The following is a 26,770-nucleotide window of genomic DNA, read 5'->3' on the forward strand; positions in this document are numbered from 1 at the left end:
GCTTGTGGCGCACCCTACAAGCTTGGCAAATTTACTTTATGGCAGCTTAAAAAATGTCAGTCAATGTAGCTAAAGCCAGTAAAAAATCGAGATTGCCAGTATCCAGTTTGCTGCCGAGGATTGGAATTTACAGCGCGGTTATGGCTGGCATAATAGCGTGTTTTTACGATTTCAAACTCAATATGATCGCCCCGTCAAGCGATAATAAATATTCAGAAAACCCACAATATATTAGTGCCATCAATAAAGTGCAGCTCCATTACTATGCAGAGTACGGTCAATTTAGCGATTCCATTGCAGAATTGGGTCTTGGAATGAAAGAACACACCAAGAACTATCATTACACGATCGTCTCATCAATGGGCCCGGTTCAAACTAGGCACAATCACCGCCAACCAGCACAATTTGAAAGCGCGCTCGCGCTCGCGCTCGCCAAACCTACTGACAGGAGCCCCCCCGGGAAATCCTACACTGGCGCAGTATTTGCTTACAAAGAAAAGGGTAGCAATCTAATAAGAACTATTAGTGCTATATGCGAGAGCGATCGGAAGAACGCAAGTTATGCAGAAATTTGGAGTTCGCCAACTTTTGACGGCAAAAAAATTCACTGCCAGCCCGGAACAAGGTTATGGCTAAAAAATTAACTGCCAGCCCGGAACAAGGTTAAGGTAAGACCTTGAAACTATTTTGCGTCACTTTTTGACCGTCTAAGTAAAATTGAAACTGCCAATTGCCAGGTTTGTCATCTTGTTTAAAATTGTACCAGCACCAAGTATTTAATCGCTCGCCCGTCGTTTTTAAATAAGATTGACTCTGGGCTGCGAACAGTCCTTGAGGGTTGACAACCTTACAATAAGTTCTATATTCTCCTTCTGGCAAGTTAGCAGCACTTACAGCAAAATAGACTTTTTTGTTTTGCTTCAAAGACCAAAAATATCTAGTTTTTGTCGATTCTAGTTCGTCAGTTAACATCACTTGAGTCTGAGGATTTAACTTTTTTGCGTTGATTACTGGTTGGAGATCGACTGCTGTTTGAGGTTGGGGAAATTTCCAGAGCAAAGGAATAAAAATAGCAGCAATTGCTGTTAATAATCCGACTGATATCAGTGCGAGTTTTGACTTGTTACGCTGCTGAACTACCTCTAGGGGAATCAAAGCATTGAGGGCAGCATCCGCCGAAGGATAGCGGTGTTTGAAATTAGGTTCCACCATTTTTTGCAGCCAGTCAAGAAACTCTGGAGTTAGCTGCGGCAAGCGATGTTTAAAATTAATCCGCCCGGTATCGTCCATCAAACTGCCAATTTCGGTAGAATTGATGCCGATTAGCAAGCAAATTAGCGTCGCGCCGAGACTGTATAAATCCGATGCAACAGTTAGCTGGCGGTTGAACATTTGTTCTGGCGGCATAAAGCCCAAAGTGCCTTTAACAACGCTGCTGGCGGCCACTTCTCCCCCGCCGATTCTAGCAAATCCGAAATCGACAAGGCTGACATTCATCCGGTCATTTACTAAGATATTTTCGGGTTTTAAATCTCTGTGGATGACTGGCGGAACCCGATTTTGCAGGTATTTGAGTATTTCTAAAACAGAGATAGCAATTTGCTTGATTTGTTGGGGCTTCCAGCGGTTAGAATTTGCCAAGGAAGGGGCATTTTTGTATTCTTGCACCATGCAGAAACCCGATGCAGTTGGGAAGGAATCTAAATAGCGGGGAATGCTAGGATAGTCGAGTTCTCGCAAAATCTGAATTTCTTGTTCGCACGCTTGATATTGAGCCCAATTAGCGCCTGTTTGGGCAAATTGAAATTGTTTGACGGCGACGGAACGTTTGGTATTAATTTCGGTAGCAAGATAAGTAACTCTACCGCCAGCGCGATTGTGTCCGAGTTCGCGGGTTATTTGATAGCCGTAGTTGGAAAAGTCAGGAAAAGCATTCATAGGTAAATAGTTGATAGTTGATATAGCAATCCTAAATGAGTCGTAAAAAGATGTAGGGGTAGTGCCCCCGTGCCTACCCCGGCCTTATGGGGCAACCACGGGGGGTTTGCCCCTACAATAATTACACAAATGATTTAGGATTGCTATAGTTAGTGGTTGAGAATTGTGGTAGTTAATAGCGAGGTTTTTAAGAGTTGGATTTAAAGCGAACTCTCGAAACAATCCGCAAACAACAGGCAGGAATGCAGACTCTTAATGTTTGGTAAGGTTTTTAGTGAGGGCTTCAGTCATTGAGGTTGAAAGTCCTTGCTGCGAACAAGTTTTTACGGTTTAATTAAATTTGGTCGGGATTTGCGATATTTGGCAAGCATTCTTTTTGGTTTAAAAACGAGCGAGTCAATTAACGGAATTCCAGTGACGGCTAGAGATGTCATTATCGTTCCTCCTACAACTAATATTTCTCTGGGTTCAACCCATGCTAATTCAGATTCTAAGTTTAAAAAGTTTAGAAATGCTACTGACAAACTCATACAAAATCCGGCAGTAAGAAAAGCTCTTTTGGTAGCATCTACTTCAAGAATTTGTCTGGCTATCTGCTGGTCAATCAGCTTGTTAAATACCGAATTGACTATCTTGTAAATCAGGAATGCCAGCGTTAGAATCCAGAAGACTATGAAGCTATCAGCATACAATGAAAATGATAAAAGCAGCATAATAACTGCTACTATCGTAACCTTTTTGAGCGTCACATTTGTAATCCTTCCTAGTATTAAGGCTCCCAATAAAGTTACTGCGAGCGAAGCCAGCACTGACCCAGCATACACAAAGCTCATTAATTTATAATCGATCGTACCCTGCGCGATATCAAAAAGAATACTGGTTAATCTGCTGCTAATAACACTATAAAATATCAATCCTATTAACCCTCCACATAAAGCTAAAAACCAATTAAAATCATATTTGTTTAATTTGGCTGCAATGGCGATTTCGGCGACTGAAAATCCTAAGAAGCCACTCGTAACACTGATGGGAAGCATGATAGTAGTAGTCCCAAAATGCCAAAAGAAGCCACCCGGCGAAGAGAGGAAATTAGGAATTTCACTCAAGAAAAGTATCAAAACTATTAACAGCAAACCGTACATACAAGTTGGTGGTAAAATCAAACACCACATAAAAGTCAGCCTGAATACCGACAAAAAATTAGTTTTCTGCGGTACGGGCAGCGGGGCTGTTGTGACTTGCAATTCTATTGTATGAGTTTCTGGTTCAGAATTTGCGCGCAAGATGATTTGGCGGTTGTAAGTTTGACTTTCCAGCAATTTGCTCGTATCGACGGCGATTGTACACTCGATATTATTGCTTTCAAATGCCTCGGGTTCAAAGGAGATCCAAGAGTGGTCGTAGGGCGTGTGGGGCGGATCGTTCGGATGCGGGGCTACTTCCCACCTGCCACAAAGCATTGTATCGGGAATTGGGTTGCTAATTGCAATAGTTTGTGTTAAGATTTCTCCATATTCAGTAGCTGTGAATTGAATGCGATCGCGCTCAATTCTCACTTTCGGCAAACTGCTGACATCCAAAGATTGTAGCGCAGTTAAAGCATCCGCAGCCGATGGATATCTGTCTTGCAATCTCGGCGCTACCATCCTCTCCAACCAATTCATCCAACCCTGCTGCAATGGCGGTACTAAATGCCGGAAATGAATGCCATAATTGGCATCGACTAAATTACCGACATCCGCAGATTTCGTACCAGTTAACAAGCAAATCAGCGTTATCCCCAAGCCGTAAAGGTCGGATGCTTTGGTTAATTTTCGGTTGAACATTTGTTCCGGCGGCATGAATCCCATCGTGCCTTTGACGACGCTGCTAGCCGCGATATTTCCACCTCCTAGCCGAGCAAAACCGAAGTCTACTAAATAAACATTGAGTTCGTCATCTATTAACAAGTTTTCTGGCTTAATGTCGCGGTGAATTATCGGCGGTTTCTGAGATTGCAGGTTAACTAAAATCTCTAAAGTTGCGATCGCAATTTGCTTGATATCCGGCGGCGAAAAAGTCCGCGCGACAGCAGATTCGGCATTTTTGTATTCCTGCACCATGCAGAAACCGCTGTCAGTTTGAAAAGAATCGAGATAGCGGGGAATGCCAGGAAAATCCAGTTTTTGCAAAACTTTAATTTCTTGTTCGTAAGCTTCGTATTCTGCCCAGCTAGCACCTAATTTGGCAAATTGAAATTGCTTAATTACAACTAATTTTTGAGTATTCGTATTTTTCGCTAAGTACGTAACTCGGCCGCCGAGACTGTTGTGTCCGAGTTCTTTTTCAATTTGATAGCCGTGAGTGGAAAAATCGGGGAAGGCGTTCATATAGTTTGTAGTAATGTTTTTGTGGGATGGGCTTCTAGCCCGTCATTAACAGGCAAGATGCCTGTTCCACAAACAGTGATTTTTTTTTTATGGGTTTCTATCCTGTCAGCAACAGGCATCTTGCCTGTTCCACAAAGAGTTATTTTTTTGTGGGTTATATCCTGTCAGCAACAGGCAAGATGCCTGTTCCACAAAGAGTTATTTTTTTTCGGATGGATCGACATTACCAAAATAACTTTTTTCCAAAAAGGCGGCAAGTGCGGTATGATGTGATTTCGCGATCGGTTTTAGCGGGGAGCAGCCGCTAGAGGAAACGGGGAAAGTTCGGTGCAAGTCCGGCGCTGTCCCGCAACTGTAATGAAACCCTTGTGGTTTCTCAAGTCAGAATGCCCGCCGATATCTAACTCACTTTTGAACGCATCTGCGAGGTACGGATGATGGATGGAATTAACAGGGCTGTACGCACAAAGCACAGTCTGTTTGTTTGCACTGCTTGCGCTAGTGTTTGGAAAAACGGCAAACGCGAAGGCAAAAGCGGCGGTCAACAATTTATGGAAGACTTATCGAAACTCGCTAAAGATTGGGAATTTTGCGATGAGTTTGACATTCTGGAAGTTGAGTGCATGAGTGCTTGCAGTCACTCTTGTGCGGTGTCTTTTGCTGCTGTTGGAAAGTACACTTATCTGTTTGGCGATTTACCAGCAAATGAGTCGGAAAGCGTCGAGGCGGTACTCGAATGCGCGGGTCAATACTATGCCAAACCGGACGGTTTGTTGCCTTGGTCTGAGCGTCCTCAAGCTCTGAAAAAAGGCGTTTTAGCAAAGATTCCACCACTACCAAATTAGATAGGTTTGTAGTAAGGACTTTAGTTTTTCCCTTCTCGTTCCTAGGCTTTGCCTGGTAACGCATACGCAAAAGCTCTGCCTCGTATTAAAAGCGCTCCTTTATTCCAACGAGGCAGAGCTTATAGATCGGTATTCCCAGGCTCGGCCTGGGAACGAGATATCCCATCACCAAATAAGCACAAAATTATCAATGCACAAAATTCCTGTTACTGTCATCACTGGTTTTCTAGGTAGCGGCAAAACTACCTTAATTCGCCACTTATTGCAAAATAATCAAGGTCGCCGCATTGCTGTTCTGGTTAACGAATTTGGCGAAATCGGAATTGACGGAGAACTGCTGCGCGATTGCCAAGTTTGCGACGAAGAAGAAAATGTCAGCAGCAATATTGTAGAACTAACAAATGGTTGTCTTTGCTGCACTGTTCAAGAGGAATTCTTGCCGACTATGCAGGAACTGTTGAAGCGCAGAGAACAAATTGATTGTATCTTAATTGAGACTTCGGGCCTCGCACTTCCTAAACCTTTAATTCAAGCTTTTCGCTGGCCGGAAATTCGCACCGGTGCTACAGTGGACGGTGTAGTTGCTGTTGTCGATTGCGAAGCTGTTGCTAGCGGTACTTTTGTCGGTGATATCGATGCTTTGATGGCACAGCGACAAGCTGATTCTAGTTTAGATCATGAAACTCCGATCGAGGAATTGTTTGAAGACCAGTTAGCCTGTGCCGATATGGTACTTTTAACGAAGGTCGATCGCGTAGATGCGGAAACTCACAAGAAAGTCCAAAGCTGGTTGCAACAAGAGTTGCGTCCGAGTGTGAAAATTGTGCCCTGCAAAGGTGGCGAAATTAACCCCGATGTGCTAATGGGATTTAATGCGGCGGTTGAGGATGATTTGGAGTCTCGCCCGAGTCACCACGACACTGAGGAGGAACACGAACATGATGATGATATTAACTCGACTTTCTTTATTGCCGATCGCGAATTTGAACCTGAAGCTTTGGTGAAAAAACTGCAATCCTTGATGCAGCAGGAAGAAATCTATCGGATTAAAGGGTTTGTGGCAGTTCCCAAGAAACCGATGAGGATGGTGTTGCAAGGTGTGGGTTCGCGGATAGAATATTTTTACGATCGTCCTTGGCAACCTTCCGAACTCCGCCAAACTAAATTAGTGTTGATCGGTCGAGAGTTAGAGCGCGATCGAATTGCAGCTATGATTAACAATTAATTGTCATCTCAGAGGGGCGGGTTGATGGATATTTTGAATTGCAGCAAATATTATTGGTAAAACTCGCTCCTCCAAGCTCTCACGAACAATTTATTAACATTATTTAATATTGTGACCGCTGCCAGCAAGTTTGGTATAGAATAGCGATAATGGTTATCATTGTACAATAATCGAGGTCAAGTATGGTGACTGCTGGGGCGATCGAATCAGTTCCTGTTACCGTTCTCACAGGCTATCTGGGTGCAGGCAAAACTACGCTACTCAACCGGATTTTAACAGAGGAACACGGCAAAAAAGTTGCAGTCATTGTCAACGAATTCGGCGAAGTAGGCATCGACAACCAACTGATAATTGATGCCGACGAAGAAATTTTTGAGATGAACAACGGCTGCATTTGCTGTACAGTCCGAGGCGATTTAATTCGGATTATCGGTAACTTAATGAAGCGGCGCGACAAATTCGATCACATAGTCATCGAAACCACTGGTTTAGCCGACCCAGCACCCGTAATTCAAACATTTTTTGTAGACGAAGATATGCGGGACAAATTGCTGCTAGACGCAGTTGTCACCGTAGTCGATGCCAAGCACATCTGGCAGCACTGGGACGCAGACGAAGCTCAAGAACAAATTGCCTTCGCTGATGTAGTTTTACTCAACAAAACTGATTTGGTGACTGAGGAAGAATTGGCAGAATTAGAAAAGCGAATTCGCGCGATGAATGCAATGGCAAAAATTTACCGCACCCGCAACGCTGAATTAGCAATGGAGGCTTTGTTGGGCGTCAAAGCCTTTGATTTGAACCGGGCATTAGAAATCGAACCAGACTTTTTGGGCGAACACACTCACGAACACGACGAAACAGTTACTTCCGTAGCCATAGTAGAATCCGGCGCTATTGACCGCAACAAATTCAGCGATTGGATTGAGGAATTGTTGCGGACTCAAGGGCCGAATATCTTTCGGACAAAAGGCATTTTGAATGTCGCCGGAGACAACAAGCGATTTGTTTTCCAAGGAGTACACATGGTGTTTGATGGCAGACCGGATAGACCTTGGAAAGCCACCGAAACTCCGAAAAACGAGCTTGTATTCATCGGTCGCACTTTAAACGAAAATCAATTGCGAGAGGATTTTCGTAAATGTCTGGTTTAAAAAGTAGCGAACTAACCCTGGAGTTTCATGCCGAAGCCATGCTGTCTGACTACGTAACTGCTGTTACTTGGTCGCCGGATGGCACAACTTTAGCAATCTGTTCTGCTGCGGGCGAAGTGGTGCTGGCGGCAGTAGGGGCAGTTAATGAATTGTCCTTGCAAACGCTACAAACTGCCACGGGTAAATCAGCCGATTGCTTGTCTTTTTCCCGTGACAGTCAATTTCTAGCTGCTAGCGGACAAGATGGAAAAGTGCGAATTTGGCGCGTTAATTCTGGGGAATTAATTGCTGATTTGGATAACCAGCGCGTCTGGGTTGATAAGTTAGCTTGGAGTCCCAACTGCAATCAGTTAGCTTTCAGTATGGGCCGCTACGTTCAAGTATGGAATGCTGAGGATAATGTTGTTGAAGTAACGCTGAATTTCGACTCATCATCTATCCTCGATTTAGCATGGCACCCTATGGTTCAATATCTGGCAGTTAGCGGCTATCAAGGGGTCAAAGTTTGGCATGGCGAAGACTGGGACGAAGACCCGGAAATTTTATCAGTACCCTCTGCAACAGGTGCAATTGCTTGGTCGCCACAAGGGGAATTTTTAGCTTGCGGCAATATGGACAATACTCTAATTGTTAATGAATGGGGCAATTTTGAACCCTGGGTAATGCAGGGTTTTCCGGGGAAAGTTCGGCAGTTAGCTTGGTCGGATAAAACTAATTCCTTGGGTGCGCCTTTGTTAGCAGCTGCGAGTTCTGAAGGTATTTCAGTGTGGGAAAAACACGCTGATGAAAGTATCGGTTGGGATTCTTGGGGGTTAGAGGTGCATGAAAAAGTTGTAAATGCGATCGCCTTTCAACCTTCCACATTTTTATTAGCTTCCGCAGCCGCAGACGGTCAAGTTTGTTTGTGGGACGAAGCAGAACAATTGCTGCAAATTCTAGAAGGTGCAGAGGGCGGTTTTTCCTGTCTCGCATGGCATCCCGATGGTCAGTTTCTCGCCGCTGGCGGTGGTGGTGGCGAATTGCTTGTTTGGTCAAAGTCTATGCGCGGCAAAGGCTTCGGGCGGCGCTAAGTTCGCATACGCACCCGTTTGACCAAAACATATACAATTGAAAACTTTAGGACTTACCCACGGATGCCCAGAAACCGGGTTTTTCGAGCGTCTACTTCGTTGCAGACCGCATCAAGTAAAAAACCCGGTTTCTAAGCGTCGAAGTGCGTCCAGGACTGAACTTGCTCTTTACAAAATCCTAGATTACTATAAGTAGGGCGTTAAATTACTTTTTGGGTAAGTAAGCGTAAAAAACCCACAACAAATAGAGTGTGTGCATCCAGGGGTGTTATCCTCTCTTTCTTGTCAAAATCCCTTGACTGGGACTGAACAGCAAAGCCACTAAAAACAACCCAAAAACAACTAATACAATTGCCGCACCAGATGGCATATTCAAATAATAGCTGAAATACATACCAGTTACGCTAGCTGTAATCCCAATAATTGATCCCAATCCCATCATTAAATGCAGCTCTTTTACCAACAAATACGCCGTAATTCCGGGTCCGATTAACAGCGAAATTACTAACAGCGCCCCCACAGTTTGCAAACTCGCAACAATCGTCAGCGTAATTGCCGAAATCATCCCGAAATAAATCCAGTTTACAGGCAAACCGGACGCTTGCGCCCCCAGCGGGTCAAAAGTATAGAATAGCAGTTCTTTATAAAGGAGTTTAACCGCCACCAAAATTACCAAAGTTATGACAAAAGTCTGCTGCACGTCAGCAGGTGCAACTGACAAGATATTTCCGAACAGAAAACCGTCTAGGTCTAATTTGGTGGTTCGCAAGAGGCTAATCAAGGTGATGCTAATTGCTAAAAATGTAGATAGAATTAATGCCATGACGGCATCAATTTTGAGGCGCGATTGCGATTGAATCCACGCCATAATTACCGCGCTGATAATTCCCGATATAAACGCGCCGATCGAAATATTGAAACCTAAAGAAAAAGCTACTGGCAATCCTGCTAATACTGAATGGGCAATCATGTCAACCATCATTCCCATTTGCTGTACAATTAAATAAGAGCCGACAACGGCGCAGAGAATTCCTAGCAAAACGCCGACGGCGATCGCATTTCGCATGAACTCGAATTGTAGTGGCTCAATTAGTAGGTTTAACATTGAATTACATCAATAATAGGATTTTTTAAAGCACAATCAACTGCACAGGCGGGACGCCTGTGCCACAATCAGCTTTAAAGATAAATCTTTTTTTGCTTAGGCAGCCACTAAACTTAAATCGTATCCATAGGCTTTTTGAATATTGGCTGCGGTGAGCACTTCCCGGCAGGAACCCGTGGCAATTAACTGCTTGTTGAGCAATAATAAATTGTCGTACTGTTTTAAAGTTTCGCCTAAATCGTGGCTGATTACTAGCAATGTTTTATTTTCGGCTTTGAGTTCGGCAAAAATATCGAAAATAATTTCTTCTGTTGCTTTGTCGATCGCGTTAAAAGGCTCGTCGAAGAAGAATAAATCGGCTTGTTGGGCGATCGACCTTGCTAAGAAAATCCGCTGCTGCTGTCCGCCAGACAGTTCGCCAATTTGCCGATCGCGCAAATCCCACATTCCCACCCGCAGCAAAGCAGCTTTGACCAATTCTTGCGACTGCTTCGAGGGACTGCGAAACCAACCAGTCTGGACAGTTCGCGCCATCATCACCGCATTCCACACCGTAATCGGATAATCCCAGTCAATTTGCGATCGCTGCGGCACATAAGCCACCCGCGACAACTGTTGCTTCAGCAGCCGCCCCTGATATTTCACCAAACCCCGACAGGCCGGGATCAATCCCAGCATCGCTTTCACCATCGTGCTTTTTCCCGCGCCGTTGGGGCCGAACACACCAGTTAATTGCCCGGATTCTAAATGGAAATTCACGCTGTTGAGGGCCGAAATTCCGCGATAATTGACAGCCAAGTCTTGCACTTCTAGCATAATTCGAGATTTTGAGAACGATTCTTGTTCGTAGCTACTAGAATAGGATAACTCGAAAAAGCAATAACGATTATCGTTCCAAAGGTAAAAATGTTAAAGAAGTTGGCTGGAAAAACCAGCAGATTGTGCGGTGCGACTGTTTTGGCAATCGGCTGCGGACTGGTTGGGTGCAGTGGAGAGCAGAACGCAAGCAATGGCAGGCCACAGAGTCCCGCCGCCAACTTGCCCAAAGTCGTCGCCACGACTGGCGTTATCTGCGACATAACTAAAGAAATTGCTCAAAGTTCGATCGACACCATCTGTCTCATCAAGCCGGGAGACGACCCCCACGCCTATCAAACCAAGCCGGAAGACCGCAAAGCGATTGAAACAGCAAATCTGATTTTATACGGCGGCTACAACCACGAACCCAGCATCATTAAGTTAATTCAATCCAGCAGTAATTCCGCGCCCAAAATCGCCGTACACGAACTCGCAGTTCCCAAACCGCTGACGGGCGAACACGAGCACGAACACGGTGAAGAGAAAGCGGAAAACAAATCCCATGCAGAAGGCGAAAAAATTCCTGACCCTCACGTTTGGCATAACCCTCAAAATGGCATCCGTATGGTAGAAACAATTCGGGATGAATTGAGGAAAGTTTCCCCCAGCAATGCTCAACTTTATACCAAAAATGCAGCAAGCTTAACAGATGAGTTGCAAAAAATAGATACTTGGATAAAAGCTCAAATTGCGACAATTCCAGCTCAAAAACGCAAGTTAGTAACAACTCACGATGCTCTGACTTACTATGCCGATGCTTACGGTTTGGAGATTGCTGGAGCTTTGCAGGGTGTGACAACAGAGGAACAGCCCACAGCCGCCAGAATTGCGGAATTGTCCTCAGAAATGAAGACTGCAGGAGTGCCGACAATTTTTGTCGAAACCACAACTAATCATAAGTTGATGGAGACTGTGGCGAGGGAGGCAAATGTCAAAATTTCGGACAAGGAACTTTACAGCGACGAGTTGGGAGGCTCCGGCACCGGTGCTGATACCTATGAGGGAATGCTAAAAACTAATACTTGCGCGATTACTTCTGGCCTCGGCGGCAATTGTACTCCCTTCTCAGGACAAGCAACACCAACTCCCAAACCATAGACTTCGTAGGGTGCAGCAAGCACCTTACATTTACTGGGTACGCAGCACAATGCAGCACTCGCCCTCGCAGGGGTTTTCGATGGCGATCGCTGCGTTTGCTTCGATGACTTTAAGGTGAATCTTCCCCATCGGTGCTGGGGGGTTTTTGCCCAATTCCCAATTGCTTCTTAGAGGATTTTAAGTCTTTCCAAAGCGCCTTAATATCTTTATAGGCTTTCTCAGAACTAATTTTTCCCCCAGTTTCTAGCGAGCAAATATAAGTGATTTTTTGAGCAAACTCCTGCAAGTTGGCATTAAACGCCAAGTTTTCTGGCGTGAAATCACCGTAGTAGCGATTGCGAGGATGTAAAAAATCTTCCCGCTCTTTCATTGCCCCCTCCTAATTTAACTTTTGGTATGCAACTTTTGTTTCGGTCTCTGCTGTTAATAGCACTATTTGTACTTAGTATCGCGGCTTTAACTTGCTTCTATTGTATTGCGTAAGTAGCAATTGTGCTTTTTCGCTCTGTATTTAGTCTATTAATACAGTCTTAACCTTAAGCTAGCTTTATTTTAACTTTTCTTTAACCTAACAGCCAAAAAATTGGGAAATGCGAGGTTCGCATCTCCCTTTAGATAGATTTTAGAGCGGTTGATTAACCTTTTCTGAAGCCGAATATTTATTTGTGGCACTCGCAGCCGGTGTGGCCGCAGCCGCTGCCGTTGGGGTGGCCGTCAGCGCAAGCACTGGAACAGTATTGTTTGGCGTCTTTTTCAATGGCGTCACTGAGGTTGACAACGCACAGGCAAGAAGGACAGGCACATTTTGTTTGGGTGGCAGTAGTCATTTTAGATTCTCCTGGTGGGGTTGTTTGTCTATACTTATATATGAACACATATTCAGATATAAGTATAGGAAATGTAAAAGTTTTGTTACAAAACGTTTGCCATCGCACTAAAATGAAAATGAGAATTAAAACAAGCCTGGAAAAGATGTCACCCAACTCTGCTGTTAACGGAGCGATAACTCAGTCTCACGAACAAAACGATACACCAACGTGCGATCGACCGCACCTAGTTGACTGTTTGCGCGCCGGGGACATCCAAGAACACGTTCTCAACACTGCAAAAGCGCAGCGGATGGCAGAGTTTTTCAGTCTTTTGGGAGATGCGAACCGCCTGCGGCTGCTGTCGGTATTGGCAAAACAAGAACTGTGCGTGTGCGACTTGGCTGCGGCGTTGAGTATGAGCGAGTCAGCAGTATCGCACCAGTTGCGGGCATTGCGGGCGATGCGGTTGGTAAGTTACCGCAAGGTTGGGAGACAAGTTTTTTATAGTTTACTCGATCGCCACGTTTTGGAACTTTACCAAGCAGTCGCCGAACACTTAGACGAAGCCTAATATTATTCTCCTTCGATGGTGTGGCCCGTAGCGACAACAGCTTGTTTAATAGACTCATCAGAAGCTTTGGCTTCAACGCTGACAGTTTTAGCCGCTATATCCACCTTGACAGAAGCATCGGATTCAACAGTTTGGATGGCTTTGGTAATTGTATCACCGCAGCCAGTACAGACGATCGACGGAACTTTGAGTAGGAGTGCCATAATAAAAGCCAAATATTGTAGATGACAGTATTGATTGTGCTTTTATTTTAATCTAATTTCGCTTTCCAAGCAAAAGTGCGCCAGAATAAATTCTGACGCTACAAAAAGTAACTCCTCAGGCGCAGACTAATGATTAATGACTGATGACTAATGACTGATGACTAATGACTTAGTATCCGGTACGCACCGCCCAACGGCGGCGGCTACAGGTCGCAAACTAACAACTAAATCTACCATATCCGCTAAAGAAAGAGCTTGCCGCGCGTCAGAAACCGATTTTTCCGGTTGCGGGTGACACTCAACAATTAATCCGTCAGCACCGCAAGCAACCGCTGCTTTGGCTAGTGGTGCGACTAATTCTCGCTTGCCGACTGCGTGAGAAGGGTCTACAATTACTGGCAAGTGAGTTAACTGTTTCAGCGCTGCGACTGCACCCAAATCTAATACATTCCGGGTGTAATTGTCGAAGCTGCGGATGCCTCTTTCGCACAGAACTACATCAGGATTTCCGTGACTGAGAATGTATTCGGCGGCCATCACAAATTCTTCAATTGTGGCTGACAAGCCGCGTTTTAGCAGGACTGGTTTTCCGGCTTGACCGATCGCCTTTAGTAACTCGAAGTTTTGCATATTGCGACTGCCTATTTGCAGCATATCAGCATAGGTGACAACTGGCTCGATTTGGGCGATCGACATTACCTCTGTCACCACCGGTAAACCGTAACGCCGGCTGACATCGGCTAAAATTTCGAGTCCCTCAATTCCCATGCCTTGGAAAGAATAGGGAGAAGTGCGGGGTTTGTAAACTCCGCCCCGCAAAGCTTGCACGGAGGCGGCGGATAGTTGGCGGGCGACTGTTTCCATTTGTGCGGAACTTTCGACGGTACAGGGGCCGCCGATGATTAATAATTCTGTGCCGCCGACTGAGACTGTTTCTGAGAGTTGAACAATTGTTTGGTGTTCTGGATGAGATTTGGTTACGAGTTTGGCTTCTAACATTAGGGAATTTTCCTGGAAATTTAAGTGGGTGGTTGAAAACAAAAAACCCGGAACTTTTAAGAGTTCCGGGTTGGTGCGAAAAGACAGCGCGACAATTTACCCAGAACTTTGGTTGGGCCAAAAATAAAAGCTGTAGTACCAGTTACTGAATAATGTCATTGCTGTTTTCGCTTGTGCTCGATTGGTTGTTGGGAAAAGAAGTAGAAAAAACAAAACCGCAGGTGTTAATCTGCGGTTCGCCCGGATGTTCACAGTGAATTGCAAATTCACTCCGGGCGAACTTGGCTGTACCAAAAATAAAAATAGCTGTTGGCTGTGAACATAGGTGAAGTGCTGCGATTTGTGGATTAAACACAATACTATTGGACAAGCTATCACAGGGAGACTGGGATGTCAAGTATTGTTTGCAAAATGTCATTGCCGTTTCCTTCGGGGGCGGACACGGCAATGCCGTTTCCCTACGGATATTGGGGGCTTCGGCATTACTCTGGGGGCGGACACGGCAATGCCGTTTCCCTACTATGATGTTAGTCCCAGCCGAAATCTCGATCGCACAATTCGGCCAGTCTTTGGTTGTGCGATCGAAAATATGCTCTCAATTGCTCGTATACTGTCTCGCTGATGGGCGGATATTGGGTGGCGTTGTATTTTTCGTAGGTTTGTAGTTGGTGCGGCGGCAATTCTAAAAATTCTAAGACGCTGTTGTATGTGCCGAAGGTATTGGTATACAAGTCTTCGCTTTTGAGGATTAAAAGTTGTGATTTGGGAAAAAGTTTCATCCACGGTGGGAGTTGATCGGCGTAAATGCCGCGGGTTAGATAACTGTGGTGTTGGTGTTCGTAACTGTAGTAGTTTGGGTTAGTTATGAGTTTTTCTATTTCGCCTTTTAGTCTTTCGCGTTCGGAGGCGATCGCACTTTCTAATGATAGGGATTCGTAGCCTATTTTGATATAGTAATAATAGTGGGAAATGGCGCGTTCTACTGGGTTTCTCAGCAGGGCGATTATTTTAACTTTCGGACATAAATCGTGGATTCGTTGCGGAACTTGGGGGTGACAGATGTAGTAGGGGCTGGCTTCTCCGGTTAGTAGATTTTCGCCTGTTTGGGGCTGGGGAAATTGGGTATAGTACCAGTCTGGACTTTTGTCGAAGTTGAAGTCGAAGTAATGGATTTCTTTTTGGGCGGCGGGGGCGATTTGGGGATGTTGGATTAAGTAATTGTACAGAGAGGTTGTGCCGCCTTTTTGGGCGCCGATGATGATGAAGTCGGGGGGTTTGGGAGTTTGTTTCACGGGTGGGGGTGATAGGTTGATATTTTGCACTTGTACTGACAGTGCGCCAGGGGTAAAATGGAAATTCGATCGCACTTTGACCCATTACGGAAATTCGATCGCACTTTGACGCACGGCGGAAATTCGATCGCCCAAATTAGATTCGATCGCACCGATACGCCTGACGGCAATTCGATCGCCCACTCTACATTCTAGGTTCCGGCGATTGAAATCGCTAGCAACGCCAGCACAGCAACAAAGTCGGCAACGCAAGGGCTGGGAAATACATCTATTGCGATCGCGATCGCAGTTTTTGGGCGATCGCACAGATTCTCGCTCTGGACACTGACAATCGGATTGAAATAAGCTAGGGTGTAGTTCCCTAGACCAAAATCTTTGCAGGGCAAATCTTTCGCTGAGAAATATATTATCGGCGGTGATTTTGGTTGCGGGTTTGTGGGTTTTATATTTCAGCCGAGGTACAGATTTAAATTTGTGCAAGAGGCTGATATGCAAGTTGCGGAAAATGGGAACAATATAAAGATGGGATTGTACTGTCAAGCAGTAACTACCTGCAATACCATCTCTGAAATTATTCAGGAAGGCGTCAATGTTTAAGAGCAAATTATCCAAAGTTATCGTATCGCTGCTGCGGCGGATTGCTGGTGTTACGAGATCCGGGGCGAAGCGGCTGATGAGAGCAATGCTGCAAGCGCTGATGGCTATGGGCCGCAGGGCGAGACTGCCGATGGCGGGGTTTGTGCTGCCGACGGTGACGATGGTGTTGCTGGTAGTAATATTGTTGACAGTGGCGATTACCCTGCGATCGTTCGATCGGGCGAATACGGCGCGTAACGTGCGCGTGAACCAGCAGGTGCTGGCGGCCGCGACTCCGGCGCTCGATCGGGCAAAAGCAAAAATTCAGTTCCTGCTGTGGGAAGACCCGCAAAGACCGACGGGTACTCCATCCGATCCAGAATTGTACGCCCGGATGGCGAATGCTACGGGCGCAGCTACGGATCTTTATAGCTTTGGAGACGAGGAACGTCTGGTACTCAGAGCAGACCTCGATCAAAACGGTACCGCTGATCCTGCTGTCGATCCTAAAGCCCCCGTGGTAGACCCCATAACAGATGTAGAAAACGAAGCGATCAACACTGCGTGGAGATATCCGGTAGATACTAATAATGATGGCAAATTTGACACTTTTACTATTTACGGCATATTCTTCCGCAGTCCAAAGCGCAGTAATGTTCCAGGCCCAACTTTAGGCAACTTCACAAGGGCCAGAAAGTCGATCGAAGCAAGAACGCCACCGACCTCGGCGAAAAGTCTCAATCCTGAGTGCGTGCAAGGTGGAGGTACTGTCGCTAGTTTGGTAGGCAACTCTGGGTGGTACAGGATAGACGGCCAACTTAAAAAAAGTTTTTTTGTTGACACAGTTAATGTACCGATTACAGCCTCGGAAGCGAGCAGTTTGGGCGCTAACTATCAACCGTTAACAGGAACGGCCAGCACATCGGCTCTCGAATACCAGCAAGACCAAAGCCGCATTCCCCTCGCTAACAACGCGGTAGTTTATGAAGACGACTTGGATATATCGCCAGGGCCTGAGTTGAATCTAAATGGGCGGATATTCACAAATAGTAATTTGTTGGTGACCAACTTAAATGGGGCGAATAGGACACGATTCTATCAAGTTAGCAGCCCAGATTCCTGTTTTTATGAACAAGAAAATAGCAAAATTGTTGTAGGAGGGAATGTAGTTAATGGCTGGTCGGGCAATACCACTGACGGACAAATTAATCCAGTGGGCGTGCATCTTTTCAAAAATGCCTCATCACTTACAGGTGATAGAAACACAGCCATGCTGGGTGCGGCAAAAACTATTAGCAACGCAAATGCTGAATCCACCACCACCAATAGCAGCTTGGAGGTACTTTACAACAATGCTGCCTATAGCGATCGCCTCTCTTCGCTAGTCGCAGCACAGATGGCCAACGCCGATACTACCGACCCATTTTCGGTGCAAAATAGACCAACAAGCACTCAAACCCGGGAACAAGCGCTGGAAGAATATTTTAAACAGATGCTCCGCAAGGTTCCCTTTAAAGAAGTAGGACCTGTAGGAGTAGGACTTACGCAGGCAAAGGCATCGGACACATACGGCGCGGCACCAAAAACGCTGCCCATTACTGCAAGCCTCGACACTCTGCGACCTTTAGAACCTTTAGACGGTGTCAAATGGAGCACCTCGGACGCTACAATCCCGATCGCACTAAAAGCAGATCAGCTAGAAACAACAACACCAACAGAAGATGGCTCACCCCTACCTGAAGAACTATTGCTGGGCGATCGCGTGATTGCGGGTAACAACCTACCAGCTAAGAGATGGGACGGCAGCAAATTCACCAGTGAGCCAGACCAAATCCCAGGCAAGTGGAATTCTAGCGACACCAGTGGCATTCCGCGTACCAGATCGCCCCAGGTAACAAAGCTGGCCGACGTAGGAGCCACAGATCGCAGCGGTTTCTGGGAAGGAGCAGCAGCGGAAAAACCTAAAAATCCTCTAGATGGCGTTGGTGGTCTTCGGGTGATCACCAGTGCAGGAGTTTACGAACGCACCAATTCTTTTCTGCCACCCCCTACTTGGATAAATCCCTTAGATGGTACGTTATTGGGAAATGGCGCAACTGATGCTTACGACGATCCCAAAACTACAGGTGCTGTTGTTGAGAAATATCCTGTTGTTTGGCCCGACTCGATGCCGATGTCACCCCTGGGGGCAGGGTCTAAAGTTTATGACAATAGTGCTGGTGGCGCTTATGATCCTGCAAAATGGGTTCCCCGCCCCGCAACGCTCGTACTACCAGTAACAGGATCTACTACCATTGACCCCAAAACTCCCCAGTATGCTAAGGGCGATTTACGGATGCGGGCGACAGCAGTCTATCACTACAAAAAAGAGGGTGGCTACAATCCAAATCTAACACCAATAGACCTCAAGCCTGTTAAGCCCTTTGCCTGCGTCAGCAGCTACTACGACCCCAGCAACGCTTCCACAGCCAGAAATTTATCTACACTTCCTGCTGGAACTGATGTAAGTGGCGACACCGCATTAGGGACTCCCGGAACTCAAATTGGTTCCAACAATGGAGTAGTTTACGACAAACCGGCCGATAGGACACAAGACCCAAAATCAACTGCAAGTACAGCTCCGGCTACACAGGGCTTGTTAGGCGGGACCGCGCCAACTGATTTAGAAAGGCAAGCTAATTACGTTTTTCCTGACGGTAGGTTTGCCAACGAGCCTTTGAGAAACGCGCTACTGAAAGAACCGGGCGATCGCACTCTGGCTGACAGAGCAGCGATCGACTCTACCATGTGCGCCCTAGAAATTATAGCCACCGCCCCCAAGGCAGTGAGTTCTGATATTCCTCCCGGAGCTATCCAAGAAGTAGCATTTTTGAATGCCAGAGAAGTCAAGGCGATCGATCGTGACGACCCGAATACCCCCAACGTCAACGAAGCCTTTACGCTGAGCAGTCCTCTAACAACTATTGGAACAGCAAAACCAGCAAATCTAACAGGCTATTACAACCAGCCCTTAGAAGAACGTCAACCGTTAGAAATTCGCGCGACTCAGATAGACCTCGGTGAATTGCGGAAACTAAACCCAACTGTGGGAGAGCCTTTACTGCCATACAGCGGGATTATATACGCCAGCCGAGATGATGCCCTGCCCGATCGTAGTAAGAGAGATTCAGACGAAAGTATTAGTGCCAGAGTTAGCCCTACGGACTCCTTACTAGACCCGACTCGCAAACCTAACGGAATTCTGCTGGTTAATGGTCGCCAGCTAGCCAGAATTCCTAGTCTCCCTCCCACTATTGCCAATGTAGTTATGGAAAAAGGGCTGACTTTGGCATCTAATTTGCCCGTTTACATCAAAGGCGAATTTAACCTACACACCCAACACGAGTTTAAAGCTCCTTCCCAAGAACAGTTTAAAACTATTGCTGATTGGGACAAGTTTTACACTCGCAACAAAAACGACCTCAATAAGAACTTTGCGTGTCGCCCAAACGACCCCAGACTAAATGGTAAATGTACAACCGGCGATGATTGGCGTCCCGCAAACATACTGGCAGATGCTGTCACCCTGCTTTCAAACAATTACCGTTTTGGCTTCCGCAACGAGGGAGATTTTGACCTCAGAAACAATGCGGGCGCTGCTGCTGTATTACCTCGCAGACAGCAAGGATTTTTCAACAACAACTTTGTTACTAACGGACTTTCCAGCGGCTCGTTTTCAACTAACGGCAATTTAAAGGCACAAGCAGATCCGGTAACTGTGAAAGACGCTAACTATGTGACTTCAACTCCCAAGCCGCTCTGGAGTTCCTACTTCAACAACTTTGTCACCCCCGTCCAGCGCCGGGGGCCTTTCCCAGAGTATGTAATGGAAGTTTGTACAAAACTGCCAGTTTCTGCGTGTACGGATGAAGACTGGTACGTTAATCCAGCATTGGCGAACCCATCCACACCAGAACTAGGTAAGGCAAAAGTTAATGAGACCTACACAGCCGTTGCTTATCCAGCGGGAACAACTGAAATTCCGCCAGCGCCAGAATTGCAGCGCTTCCCCCGCCGCGTAGCTTTTGAGAGAGCCACTACTCCACCTTTCGCTCTGGCATCCCTTAATGCTCCAAAGCCTTTGGGGCTTAGTACAGCAACACCCCCACTCGTCATATCAGGTGCAGGCCGCACAGGAACTAACGCTCTTTGGTTTGCAGCCAAGAGTGGGGCTAATGTGGCTTACGATGCTACCAATCCTCCGTATCAGATCAACACCGACGCTACTACTGCTGGCACTACAGACGGCAGCAAAGTACCTCTACCGGCCATCGCCACAGAAAGCAAACTTAGTCCATTACAGGGATCGCAGCCGCTATTGATGCCAGTTCCGCAGCTCATGAGTGCAACAGCAGCCACCCCAGGTACTCCACGAGGTACTGCTGCTGCTGACACAACAGGGTGGATATCCGTGGCTGGAGAGACTACATTCAATATGATTGTTGGAGCAAATGACACTCCCTCAAGGACGCTAAACTCTACCTCGGGTGACTTTAACGGCGGTTTGCAAAACTTGCCCCGATTCTTGGAACTCTGGCGCCAAGGAACTTCAACTCCAATTTCTAATAACATCCAAGGGTCTTTCATCCAGCTAAATCGTAGCGCCTTTAATACCGCACCTTATCTGCCAACTATGCCGACGGGTTATCCGTCAGCATCGGCTGATGGGCTAAAAACTGTGTTCGCCCGATCATCTACTCCTACTACAGAGCCTACGGCTCCTAGTGGTACTAATTCACTAATAACTGTATACAACATATCAGGTAATCAGATTCCATACTTCAGCCCGCCCACCCGGAACTGGGGTTATGACGTGGGCTTGCTATCTCAGCCGCCTGATTTGTTTACCCAAAAGTTCACAACCCCTCCCTCACTACGAACCCCGGACGAGTATTTCCGGGAAGTACCTCGCAATGACGATTGGATAAAAACTTTGATGTGTTCTACCTTAGAAAAGGACAAAAAGAACGCCACCGAAACCCTCACAACTGCCGATCGAGCTAAATGCTCCACTTAACCATCTAACTTTCCGCCGCGCAATTACTGGAGTCCTACTTATGACTAAGCGACAACAACAGCAAAATTTACCCCATTCGCGAGATGGTGGCTACACGATTATCGAGTCGTTGGTAGCGATGATTGTAGTCTCGGTGCTGATGATCGCGATCGCCCCTGTGATGGCTTACTCAGTAGCGACTCGCGTACAAGCGCGGCGGATAGAACTTGCTACGATGGCGGCGAGAACTTACATCGACGCTCTGAGAGTGGGGGCAATCAGAGATGGTGATCCAAAAAGCCCAAAAGGTTTTCCTATCCAAGATACGTCTGTTGGTACTGCTCCTGCTCCAGCTCCTGCTTCTACAAACCCTGAGAGTAATTTGTACTGCGTTAACTTAGATGAAACGCCAGGTTGTGCTGGCAGCAAAGAGTTTTTTGTTCAAGGTGCTTGGCGAAATCCAACTAATCCGACCGATCCGACAACAACAGGCTACCAACTTAGTGTGCGGGTGTACCGGGCGGATGGGTTTACCGGAGGTACGATGGAAATTGAACAGCAATCAGTCGCTAATTCCGGTCTTGGCAATCCTAAAGCGCCTTTGGTGGTAATGCAAACAGAAATTCCCCCTACTACAAAAGGAGCTGCGTCTCCATATCGATCGTTGTGCGATCGACTCAAGAACACCACTGGCTGTAAGTAATAATCAAAGTCTCCGTTATTAACTTTAAAATCGCTCCCCCCTTTGACAAAGGAAATAGTCAAAATGAAAACTTTACTCAGGTTGCTTCTCAAAAGTCAGCACCAGCAAAACCGCTCCGGGCCAGATCAAACAGACAAGGGCATGACTCTCGTCGAGCTATTAGTCGGAGCAATTATGGCGTTTTTAATCATCACGCCGATGCTCGGTTTTGTAGTCGATATGTTGAATACCGACAGGAGAGAACAAGTCAAGTCAAACACCGAGCAAGACCTTCAGGCAGCAGTTGATTTCATTGCCCAAGATTTGAGTCAAGCTATTTATATTTACGATGGCAAGGGTATTAATGCAATTAGATATCAACTTCCAAATAATGGAGATGCTAATAAAGTTCCGATTCTCGTATTCTGGAAGCGACAGCTAATTAAAAAATCGATTCCTGTTGATGCTTCTACTCTAAAACCAAAAGATTGCACCGCTAATACATGCAACGACACTTACCTAAGATCATTAGTTGCTTACTACCACTTTAAAGATACGGTCAATACTTGGTGTCAGCCTTCAGGAAACGATTGTCCTACCCGTATTGCCCGCTATGAAATTACGGATGGAGTCAAAAACCCTTTAACTCAGGCCTACTATAAAGAGGATGATAGTGAAACTACAAATGAGCAAAGAAAAGATTCAGCTTTTAATGAAAGTTTTGATTTTAGTAAGCCCACAATAGATGTGACAAATGTGACGAAGGGAGTGGCTTTTCCCGAGCCTCCTCAAGTATTGGTTAATTATATCGACCACAGTACCGCTAATGTTCCACAACCGCCTGATTGCAAAATTGCTCTGGGCGTAGTAGATCCAACAGCAGCAGGCTCAACTCCTATCAACGCCTCAGATTTACTAATAACAGACAGCTTAGCAACAACCCCAACGCACAGCTTCTACGCTTGTGTAGATACATCTAAAAACTTAGCCAGAGTTACTATCAGAGGAAACAGCCTGCGTCGCCTTCAACCCAACGATACTGCTTACACCCCCAACAAATCGGCATTTTTCCCAACAGCAACCGTTCAAGTACAAGGTCTAGCTGGGTTAGGAAAGTAGCTGATTTCTGAAACACATTTCCCAATCGCAGCCCGTTGATAAACAATAGGATAATACCATGAAAATCCCACCAATATTATTAAAACTTTTGCATAACTCGGCTGCCAAGCCCAGCCATAATTTCCACAAAACTGCATCCAGAAAGGGCGATGGAGGATTCACACTTCTAGAAGTGCTCGTGATAGCGTTAATCATAGGTATATTAAGTTCGATCGCCGCTCCAAGCTGGGAGGCATTCATCAACAGACAAAGAGTTCGCACTGTGAACGATCGCGTCCTCCAATCGTTACGACTGGCACAAAGCGAAGCAAAGCGAACTAAGCGCGATACCACTATTATATTTGATATTAATGACCCGCTAAAAGTAACTTTTTACCCGCCACTAAGTACGGGTGGTGGTACACAAGAGTTAAATGCAGGAGGTGAAGTTAAAGCTGGACAGGTTCAACTTGCTGTTATTGGTGGAGATACAACTCCTCCTGCTGCTCCTCCTGCTCCTACTCTTACTGCTACTCAAAAATCGCTCACTTTTAAGTTTGATGGTGCTTTCGATCCTAACAGTCCACCAACCCTGCCTTTTAAAGTCAGTGTTTCTCCTGTTAAGGGTGGTGCTAAGCAGTGCGCGATCGTGGAAACTATCATAGGAGGAATGAGAACTGCTGAAGGAACAGAATGCAACTAACTGGGTGCCCCTAATAGCTTTCAATAAATTGAATCTTAATCTCTAACAGCAATTCCGCATAAGTTCGGCATTGCTAAAATATATTAACTTAAATTATTTTATATTTCAAATCCTATTAAAATAGTCAAAATATGCAGCTAGAACTAAAACAAATAATCATCCAGCCAGGAAATCAACTATTACTCAAAGACATAACCTGGCCGATGTTTGAAACCCTACTAACAGAATTGGGAGACAGTCGCGCATCCCGACTTTCATACAGCAAAGGAACCTTAGAAATCATGGTTCCCCTACCCGAACACGAAGTTGGCAAAGAAAATATTGGCGACTTAGTGAAAATTCTCCTTGAAGAATTAGACATCGAATTTTTACCTCTGGGTTCCACCACATTCAAAAATCAAAAAATGGCTCAAGGAGTAGAACCAGATACCTGTTTCTACATCCAAAACGAAGCCGCAGTCAGAGGCAAAAACCGCATCGACTTAGAAACAGACCCACCTCCCGATTTAGCCATAGAAATCGACCTCACCTCCCGGACTCAGTTCAATAACTACGAAGCCTTAGGAGTACCCGAATTGTGGCGCTACAACGGCCGCAACCTGGAAATCAGCGTATTGCAAAATGGAAAATACATACAGTCCGATCGCAGTCTCCAGTTTCCCAACTTCCCCATCACCGAGCTCATCCCCCAGTATTTGCAGCAAAGCAAAACAGCCGGCAGAAACGTCGCGATGAAAGCCTTTCGATCTTGGGTAAAAGCGCAAATTTAGCGATCGGGCGATCGACTCTCATCCACACCGGGCGATCGAATCAATACCCGCGATTTATAGGATCGGGCGATCGACTCTCATCCACACCATGCGATCGAATCAATATCGGCGAATTATCCGATCGGGCAAATTATCCGATCGGGCAAATTATCCGATCGGGCGATCGACAAATTTGCTGTAGTGATATCGTTTCCGGTTGCACCAGCGACATGATATAGAGGACACGGCAGTGCCGTTTCCCTACCGCGATTTCCTGAGTGCCGTTTCCTTACCCGCATTTAAATTGGTATAAATTTTCAGTAAATACCGATCTACACACTCCCCAAACCCAAAAGTTAAAATATAGCCAATAAAAAATAGCTCCTCCTAGCTGTTTTTTTGCCAGCTAAATATCAGGGAGTGCATCTACGTGTCCATAAATAAAACGCTCAAAGGCAGAGCCACTACACCTGCCGCAGGTTTTACACTGATAGAGCTATTGATAATTATTTTAATCATAGGAATATTTAGTGCGATCGTCGCCCCCTCCTGGCTAATGTTCATCAACAACCAGCGTTTAAAGGTATCGCTCGATCGAGCTTATTCGGCAATGGAACTTGCCCACAGCAACGCCAAACGCGACAAAATTTCATGGCAAGCCAGCTTCAAAGAAGTAGGAGAAAATGTACAAATAGCAGTTCACCCAGCCGACATTCCCCCAGGCCAAGTACCAGCCAGTCAATGGAAAAACCTAGAACCGCAAATTCAAATAGATAAAGAGGAAACAACAGTGCTCCAAGTAAATGAAAACAACGAGCAAAAAGAAAACGGCACAATCCGGCGAGTCATGTTCAACCACCGAGGTTGCCCCGTATCTCGAAGCGACCACGACTGCACCCTAACCAGTATCAGAGCCAAAGGAACCCTAACACTATCTCATCCCAACTTAAAAAACAGCCAACGCTGCATCATCATCTCCACTCTCCTAGGACATAAGCGCACCTCCCAAAGACAATCAAAACCCAATGAAAACAAAAGATATTGTTACTGACAGGGCGATGGCGTGCCACCCCGCAAGCTACGATTATTTTGGAGTAGAGAAACGGCACTGCCGTCTCCTCAATATCCGCGTTGTCGATGGTTATATGCGATCGGGCCCGATCGATTATTTTGGGGTAGGGAAACGGCACTGCCGTGTCCTCAATAGTCGTGTTGTCGATGGTTATATGCGATCGGGTTAATTTTACCCGTTACCCGAAATCAGGATACGGCAGTGCCGTATCCCTACAAATCGGGCGATGGTTACATCCTCGGGGGCGATCGATTATTTTGGGGTAGGGAAACGGCATTGCCGTGTCCTCAATATCCTCGTTGTCGATGGTCACATCCTCGGGCGCGATCGATTATTTTGGGGTAGGGAAACGGCACTGCCGTGTCCTCCATAGCCTCGTTGTCGATGATTATATGCGATCGGGTTAATTTTACCCGTTACCCCAAATTAGGATACGGCAGTGCCGTTTCCCTACAAATTTTATATTCCAAAAACGCTATTTTCATACCATGCCTTACGACCCACAAAAACACCACCGCCGTTCTGTTCGTCTTAAAGGATACGATTACACTCAACCGGGCGTTTATCATATTACCATTTGCACCGAGGCACGACAATGTATATTCGGCGAGGTGATTGACGGTCAAATGCGATTAAATTTTTTAGGTTATCTTGCCCACATTTGTTGGTTAGACATTCCCAATCATTTTTCCCGCTTTCAATTAGATACCTTTGTGATTATGCCAGATCATATACATGGACTGTTGGCGATCGTTGACAATACCCCAATAAAGGAACAGCCAAGGCGTGTCCCTACCCCGGAACAATTTGGTCAACCCGTTCGCGGTTCTATCCCTACCGCAATCCGTTCGTATAAAAGTGCTGTTACAAGATTGATTCATAGGTTCTGCGAGACAACAGAAGTTCCTGTCTGGCAAGATGGTTTTCACGAATCAATTATCCGCGATGAAAAAACTTTGAATTGCAAAAGGCAATACATCATCAACAATCCTCAGCGTTGGGGTCAAAATCCTGAGAAATTAGAATATCAGAAAAATCACCCTATTTTGCTAGATTTGCGTTTTTAAAGATAAAAATACGTTTTGTATAGAAACCGACGGAATCAGGACACGGCAGGAGGCATCAGGACACGGCAGTGCCGTGTCCCTACAATAATTAATAGATAATTTTGGGGTAGGGAAACGGCATTGCCGTGTCCTCCACAGCCGTGTTGTCGATAGAAATCAGGACACGGCAGTGCCGTGTCCCTACAATAATTAATAGATAATTTTGGGGTAGGGAAACGGCATTGCCGTGTCCTCCACAGCCGTGTTGTCGAT

At 45.9% G+C, this 26,770-nt stretch carries 28 protein-coding genes and 1 riboswitch; of the genes, 18 read left to right on the forward strand and 10 right to left on the reverse strand.

Annotated elements, in window-relative coordinates; translation table 11 throughout:
* The first annotated feature begins 53 nt into the window (after positions 1 to 53).
* Positions 54 to 644 carry a type IV pilin-like G/H family protein gene (locus E5S67_RS02725; RefSeq protein ID WP_246276597.1) on the forward strand — a complete coding sequence of 197 codons (591 nt, stop codon included), beginning with the start codon at positions 54 to 56 and terminating at the stop codon, positions 642 to 644.
* Between the two features lie 19 nt (positions 645 to 663).
* Here the strand turns inward: E5S67_RS02725 and E5S67_RS02730 are convergent, their stop codons facing one another.
* Complete coding sequence (locus E5S67_RS02730) at positions 664 to 1,938, reverse strand: serine/threonine protein kinase (RefSeq protein WP_172185235.1); 1,275 nt, start codon at positions 1,936 to 1,938, stop codon at positions 664 to 666.
* Positions 1,939 to 2,261: 323 nt separating this feature from the next.
* The gene (locus E5S67_RS02735) at positions 2,262 to 4,307 is read right to left on the reverse strand and encodes a serine/threonine protein kinase (protein WP_172185237.1); all 2,046 of its coding nucleotides are present in this window, start codon (positions 4,305 to 4,307) and stop codon (positions 2,262 to 2,264) included.
* A 265-nt stretch (positions 4,308 to 4,572) separates the two neighbouring features.
* Positions 4,573 to 4,719, forward strand: a riboswitch (cobalamin riboswitch).
* A gap of 22 nt (positions 4,720 to 4,741) precedes the next feature.
* Between E5S67_RS02735 and E5S67_RS02740 the strand changes: the two genes are divergently transcribed.
* The 4 genes from E5S67_RS02740 (at position 4,742) to E5S67_RS02755 (ending at position 8,601) form a co-directional block, all read left to right on the forward strand.
* Positions 4,742 to 5,152, forward strand: a complete 411-nt coding sequence (locus E5S67_RS02740; RefSeq protein ID WP_339382891.1) for a DUF1636 family protein — start codon at positions 4,742 to 4,744, stop codon at positions 5,150 to 5,152.
* A gap of 190 nt (positions 5,153 to 5,342) precedes the next feature.
* Positions 5,343 to 6,377 (forward strand): cobalamin biosynthesis protein CobW, encoded by a 1,035-nt coding sequence (gene cobW / locus E5S67_RS02745; protein WP_172185239.1) that lies wholly within the window; start codon positions 5,343 to 5,345, stop codon positions 6,375 to 6,377.
* A 182-nt stretch (positions 6,378 to 6,559) separates the two neighbouring features.
* On the forward strand, positions 6,560 to 7,531 hold the full coding sequence (locus E5S67_RS02750; RefSeq protein WP_172185241.1) for a CobW family GTP-binding protein: 972 nt from the start codon (positions 6,560 to 6,562) through the stop codon (positions 7,529 to 7,531).
* Positions 7,519 to 8,601: a WD40 repeat domain-containing protein gene (locus E5S67_RS02755; RefSeq protein WP_172185243.1), complete on the forward strand. Its 1,083-nt coding sequence runs from the start codon at positions 7,519 to 7,521 to the stop codon at positions 8,599 to 8,601. Before E5S67_RS02750 ends, E5S67_RS02755 begins: the two co-directional genes overlap by 13 nt.
* Before the next feature lie 268 nt (positions 8,602 to 8,869).
* Here E5S67_RS02755 and E5S67_RS02760 read toward each other — a convergent pair whose 3' ends face one another.
* The gene (locus E5S67_RS02760; protein WP_172185245.1) at positions 8,870 to 9,706 is read right to left on the reverse strand and encodes a metal ABC transporter permease; all 837 of its coding nucleotides are present in this window, start codon (positions 9,704 to 9,706) and stop codon (positions 8,870 to 8,872) included.
* 96 nt (positions 9,707 to 9,802) lie between these two features.
* Entirely contained in the window at positions 9,803 to 10,522 is a 720-nt protein-coding gene (locus E5S67_RS02765) for a metal ABC transporter ATP-binding protein (RefSeq protein ID WP_172185247.1), read from the reverse strand.
* 90 nt (positions 10,523 to 10,612) lie between these two features.
* On the opposite strand from E5S67_RS02765, the gene E5S67_RS02770 reads away from it, so the two are divergent.
* Positions 10,613 to 11,662, forward strand: coding sequence for a metal ABC transporter solute-binding protein, Zn/Mn family (locus E5S67_RS02770; protein ID WP_172185249.1), 1,050 nt, complete (start codon positions 10,613 to 10,615; stop codon positions 11,660 to 11,662).
* A gap of 109 nt (positions 11,663 to 11,771) precedes the next feature.
* Here the strand turns inward: E5S67_RS02770 and E5S67_RS02775 are convergent, their stop codons facing one another.
* On the reverse strand, positions 11,772 to 12,032 hold the full coding sequence (locus E5S67_RS02775; RefSeq protein WP_172185251.1) for a DUF7219 family protein: 261 nt from the start codon (positions 12,030 to 12,032) through the stop codon (positions 11,772 to 11,774).
* A gap of 289 nt (positions 12,033 to 12,321) precedes the next feature.
* Entirely contained in the window at positions 12,322 to 12,489 is a 168-nt protein-coding gene (locus E5S67_RS02780; RefSeq protein ID WP_172185253.1) for a metallothionein, read from the reverse strand.
* Positions 12,490 to 12,634: 145 nt separating this feature from the next.
* On the opposite strand from E5S67_RS02780, the gene E5S67_RS02785 reads away from it, so the two are divergent.
* Positions 12,635 to 13,042 carry an ArsR/SmtB family transcription factor gene (locus E5S67_RS02785; protein WP_172185255.1) on the forward strand — a complete coding sequence of 136 codons (408 nt, stop codon included), beginning with the start codon at positions 12,635 to 12,637 and terminating at the stop codon, positions 13,040 to 13,042.
* A 2-nt stretch (positions 13,043 to 13,044) separates the two neighbouring features.
* Here the strand turns inward: E5S67_RS02785 and E5S67_RS02790 are convergent, their stop codons facing one another.
* Positions 13,045 to 13,245: a heavy-metal-associated domain-containing protein gene (locus E5S67_RS02790; RefSeq protein WP_172185257.1), complete on the reverse strand. Its 201-nt coding sequence runs from the start codon at positions 13,243 to 13,245 to the stop codon at positions 13,045 to 13,047.
* 147 nt (positions 13,246 to 13,392) lie between these two features.
* The gene (gene aroF, locus E5S67_RS02795) at positions 13,393 to 14,286 is read right to left on the reverse strand and encodes a 3-deoxy-7-phosphoheptulonate synthase (protein ID WP_281363513.1); all 894 of its coding nucleotides are present in this window, start codon (positions 14,284 to 14,286) and stop codon (positions 13,393 to 13,395) included.
* Positions 14,287 to 14,634: 348 nt separating this feature from the next.
* Between aroF and E5S67_RS33935 the strand changes: the two genes are divergently transcribed.
* Positions 14,635 to 14,769: a hypothetical protein gene (locus tag E5S67_RS33935; RefSeq protein ID WP_281363514.1), complete on the forward strand. Its 135-nt coding sequence runs from the start codon at positions 14,635 to 14,637 to the stop codon at positions 14,767 to 14,769.
* Between the two features lie 2 nt (positions 14,770 to 14,771).
* Here E5S67_RS33935 and E5S67_RS02800 read toward each other — a convergent pair whose 3' ends face one another.
* The gene (locus tag E5S67_RS02800) at positions 14,772 to 15,566 is read right to left on the reverse strand and encodes a sulfotransferase domain-containing protein (RefSeq protein WP_172185261.1); all 795 of its coding nucleotides are present in this window, start codon (positions 15,564 to 15,566) and stop codon (positions 14,772 to 14,774) included.
* 54 nt (positions 15,567 to 15,620) lie between these two features.
* Positions 15,621 to 16,076 carry a hypothetical protein gene (locus tag E5S67_RS02805; protein WP_172185263.1) on the reverse strand — a complete coding sequence of 152 codons (456 nt, stop codon included), beginning with the start codon at positions 16,074 to 16,076 and terminating at the stop codon, positions 15,621 to 15,623.
* Between the two features lie 49 nt (positions 16,077 to 16,125).
* Here E5S67_RS02805 and hpsA point away from each other — a divergent pair, with 49 nt between their 5' ends.
* The 10 genes from hpsA to E5S67_RS02855 all read left to right on the forward strand — a co-directional run bounded on the left by hpsA (position 16,126) and on the right by E5S67_RS02855 (position 26,518).
* Positions 16,126 to 21,168 carry a hormogonium polysaccharide biosynthesis protein HpsA gene (hpsA, locus tag E5S67_RS02810; protein WP_172185265.1) on the forward strand — a complete coding sequence of 1,681 codons (5,043 nt, stop codon included), beginning with the start codon at positions 16,126 to 16,128 and terminating at the stop codon, positions 21,166 to 21,168.
* A gap of 40 nt (positions 21,169 to 21,208) precedes the next feature.
* A complete protein-coding gene (gene hpsB, locus E5S67_RS02815) occupies positions 21,209 to 21,850 on the forward strand; it encodes a hormogonium polysaccharide secretion pseudopilin HpsB (protein ID WP_172185267.1) in 642 nt (213 codons plus the stop codon).
* Positions 21,851 to 21,913: 63 nt separating this feature from the next.
* Positions 21,914 to 22,948, forward strand: coding sequence for a hormogonium polysaccharide secretion pseudopilin HpsC (gene hpsC, locus E5S67_RS02820; protein WP_172185269.1), 1,035 nt, complete (start codon positions 21,914 to 21,916; stop codon positions 22,946 to 22,948).
* Positions 22,949 to 23,006: 58 nt separating this feature from the next.
* On the forward strand, positions 23,007 to 23,630 hold the full coding sequence (locus E5S67_RS02825) for a pilus assembly FimT family protein (RefSeq protein ID WP_172185271.1): 624 nt from the start codon (positions 23,007 to 23,009) through the stop codon (positions 23,628 to 23,630).
* A gap of 131 nt (positions 23,631 to 23,761) precedes the next feature.
* Positions 23,762 to 24,400: a Uma2 family endonuclease gene (locus E5S67_RS02830; protein ID WP_172185273.1), complete on the forward strand. Its 639-nt coding sequence runs from the start codon at positions 23,762 to 23,764 to the stop codon at positions 24,398 to 24,400.
* Positions 24,379 to 24,618 carry a hypothetical protein gene (locus E5S67_RS02835; protein WP_172185275.1) on the forward strand — a complete coding sequence of 80 codons (240 nt, stop codon included), beginning with the start codon at positions 24,379 to 24,381 and terminating at the stop codon, positions 24,616 to 24,618. The genes E5S67_RS02830 and E5S67_RS02835 overlap by 22 nt, the downstream gene beginning before the upstream one ends.
* 191 nt (positions 24,619 to 24,809) lie before the next feature.
* Complete coding sequence (locus E5S67_RS02840) at positions 24,810 to 25,430, forward strand: prepilin-type N-terminal cleavage/methylation domain-containing protein (protein ID WP_172185277.1); 621 nt, start codon at positions 24,810 to 24,812, stop codon at positions 25,428 to 25,430.
* Positions 25,405 to 25,620, forward strand: a complete 216-nt coding sequence (locus tag E5S67_RS02845; RefSeq protein WP_172185279.1) for a hypothetical protein — start codon at positions 25,405 to 25,407, stop codon at positions 25,618 to 25,620. The genes E5S67_RS02840 and E5S67_RS02845 overlap by 26 nt, the downstream gene beginning before the upstream one ends.
* Before the next feature lie 57 nt (positions 25,621 to 25,677).
* On the forward strand, positions 25,678 to 25,824 hold the full coding sequence (locus tag E5S67_RS02850; RefSeq protein ID WP_172185281.1) for a hypothetical protein: 147 nt from the start codon (positions 25,678 to 25,680) through the stop codon (positions 25,822 to 25,824).
* A 115-nt stretch (positions 25,825 to 25,939) separates the two neighbouring features.
* Complete coding sequence (locus E5S67_RS02855; protein ID WP_172185283.1) at positions 25,940 to 26,518, forward strand: transposase; 579 nt, start codon at positions 25,940 to 25,942, stop codon at positions 26,516 to 26,518.
* Positions 26,519 to 26,770: the final 252 nt, after the last annotated feature.

Source organism: Microcoleus asticus IPMA8 (assembly GCF_013179805.1).
In the GTDB taxonomy this organism is placed as follows: domain Bacteria; phylum Cyanobacteriota; class Cyanobacteriia; order Cyanobacteriales; family Microcoleaceae; genus Microcoleus; species Microcoleus asticus.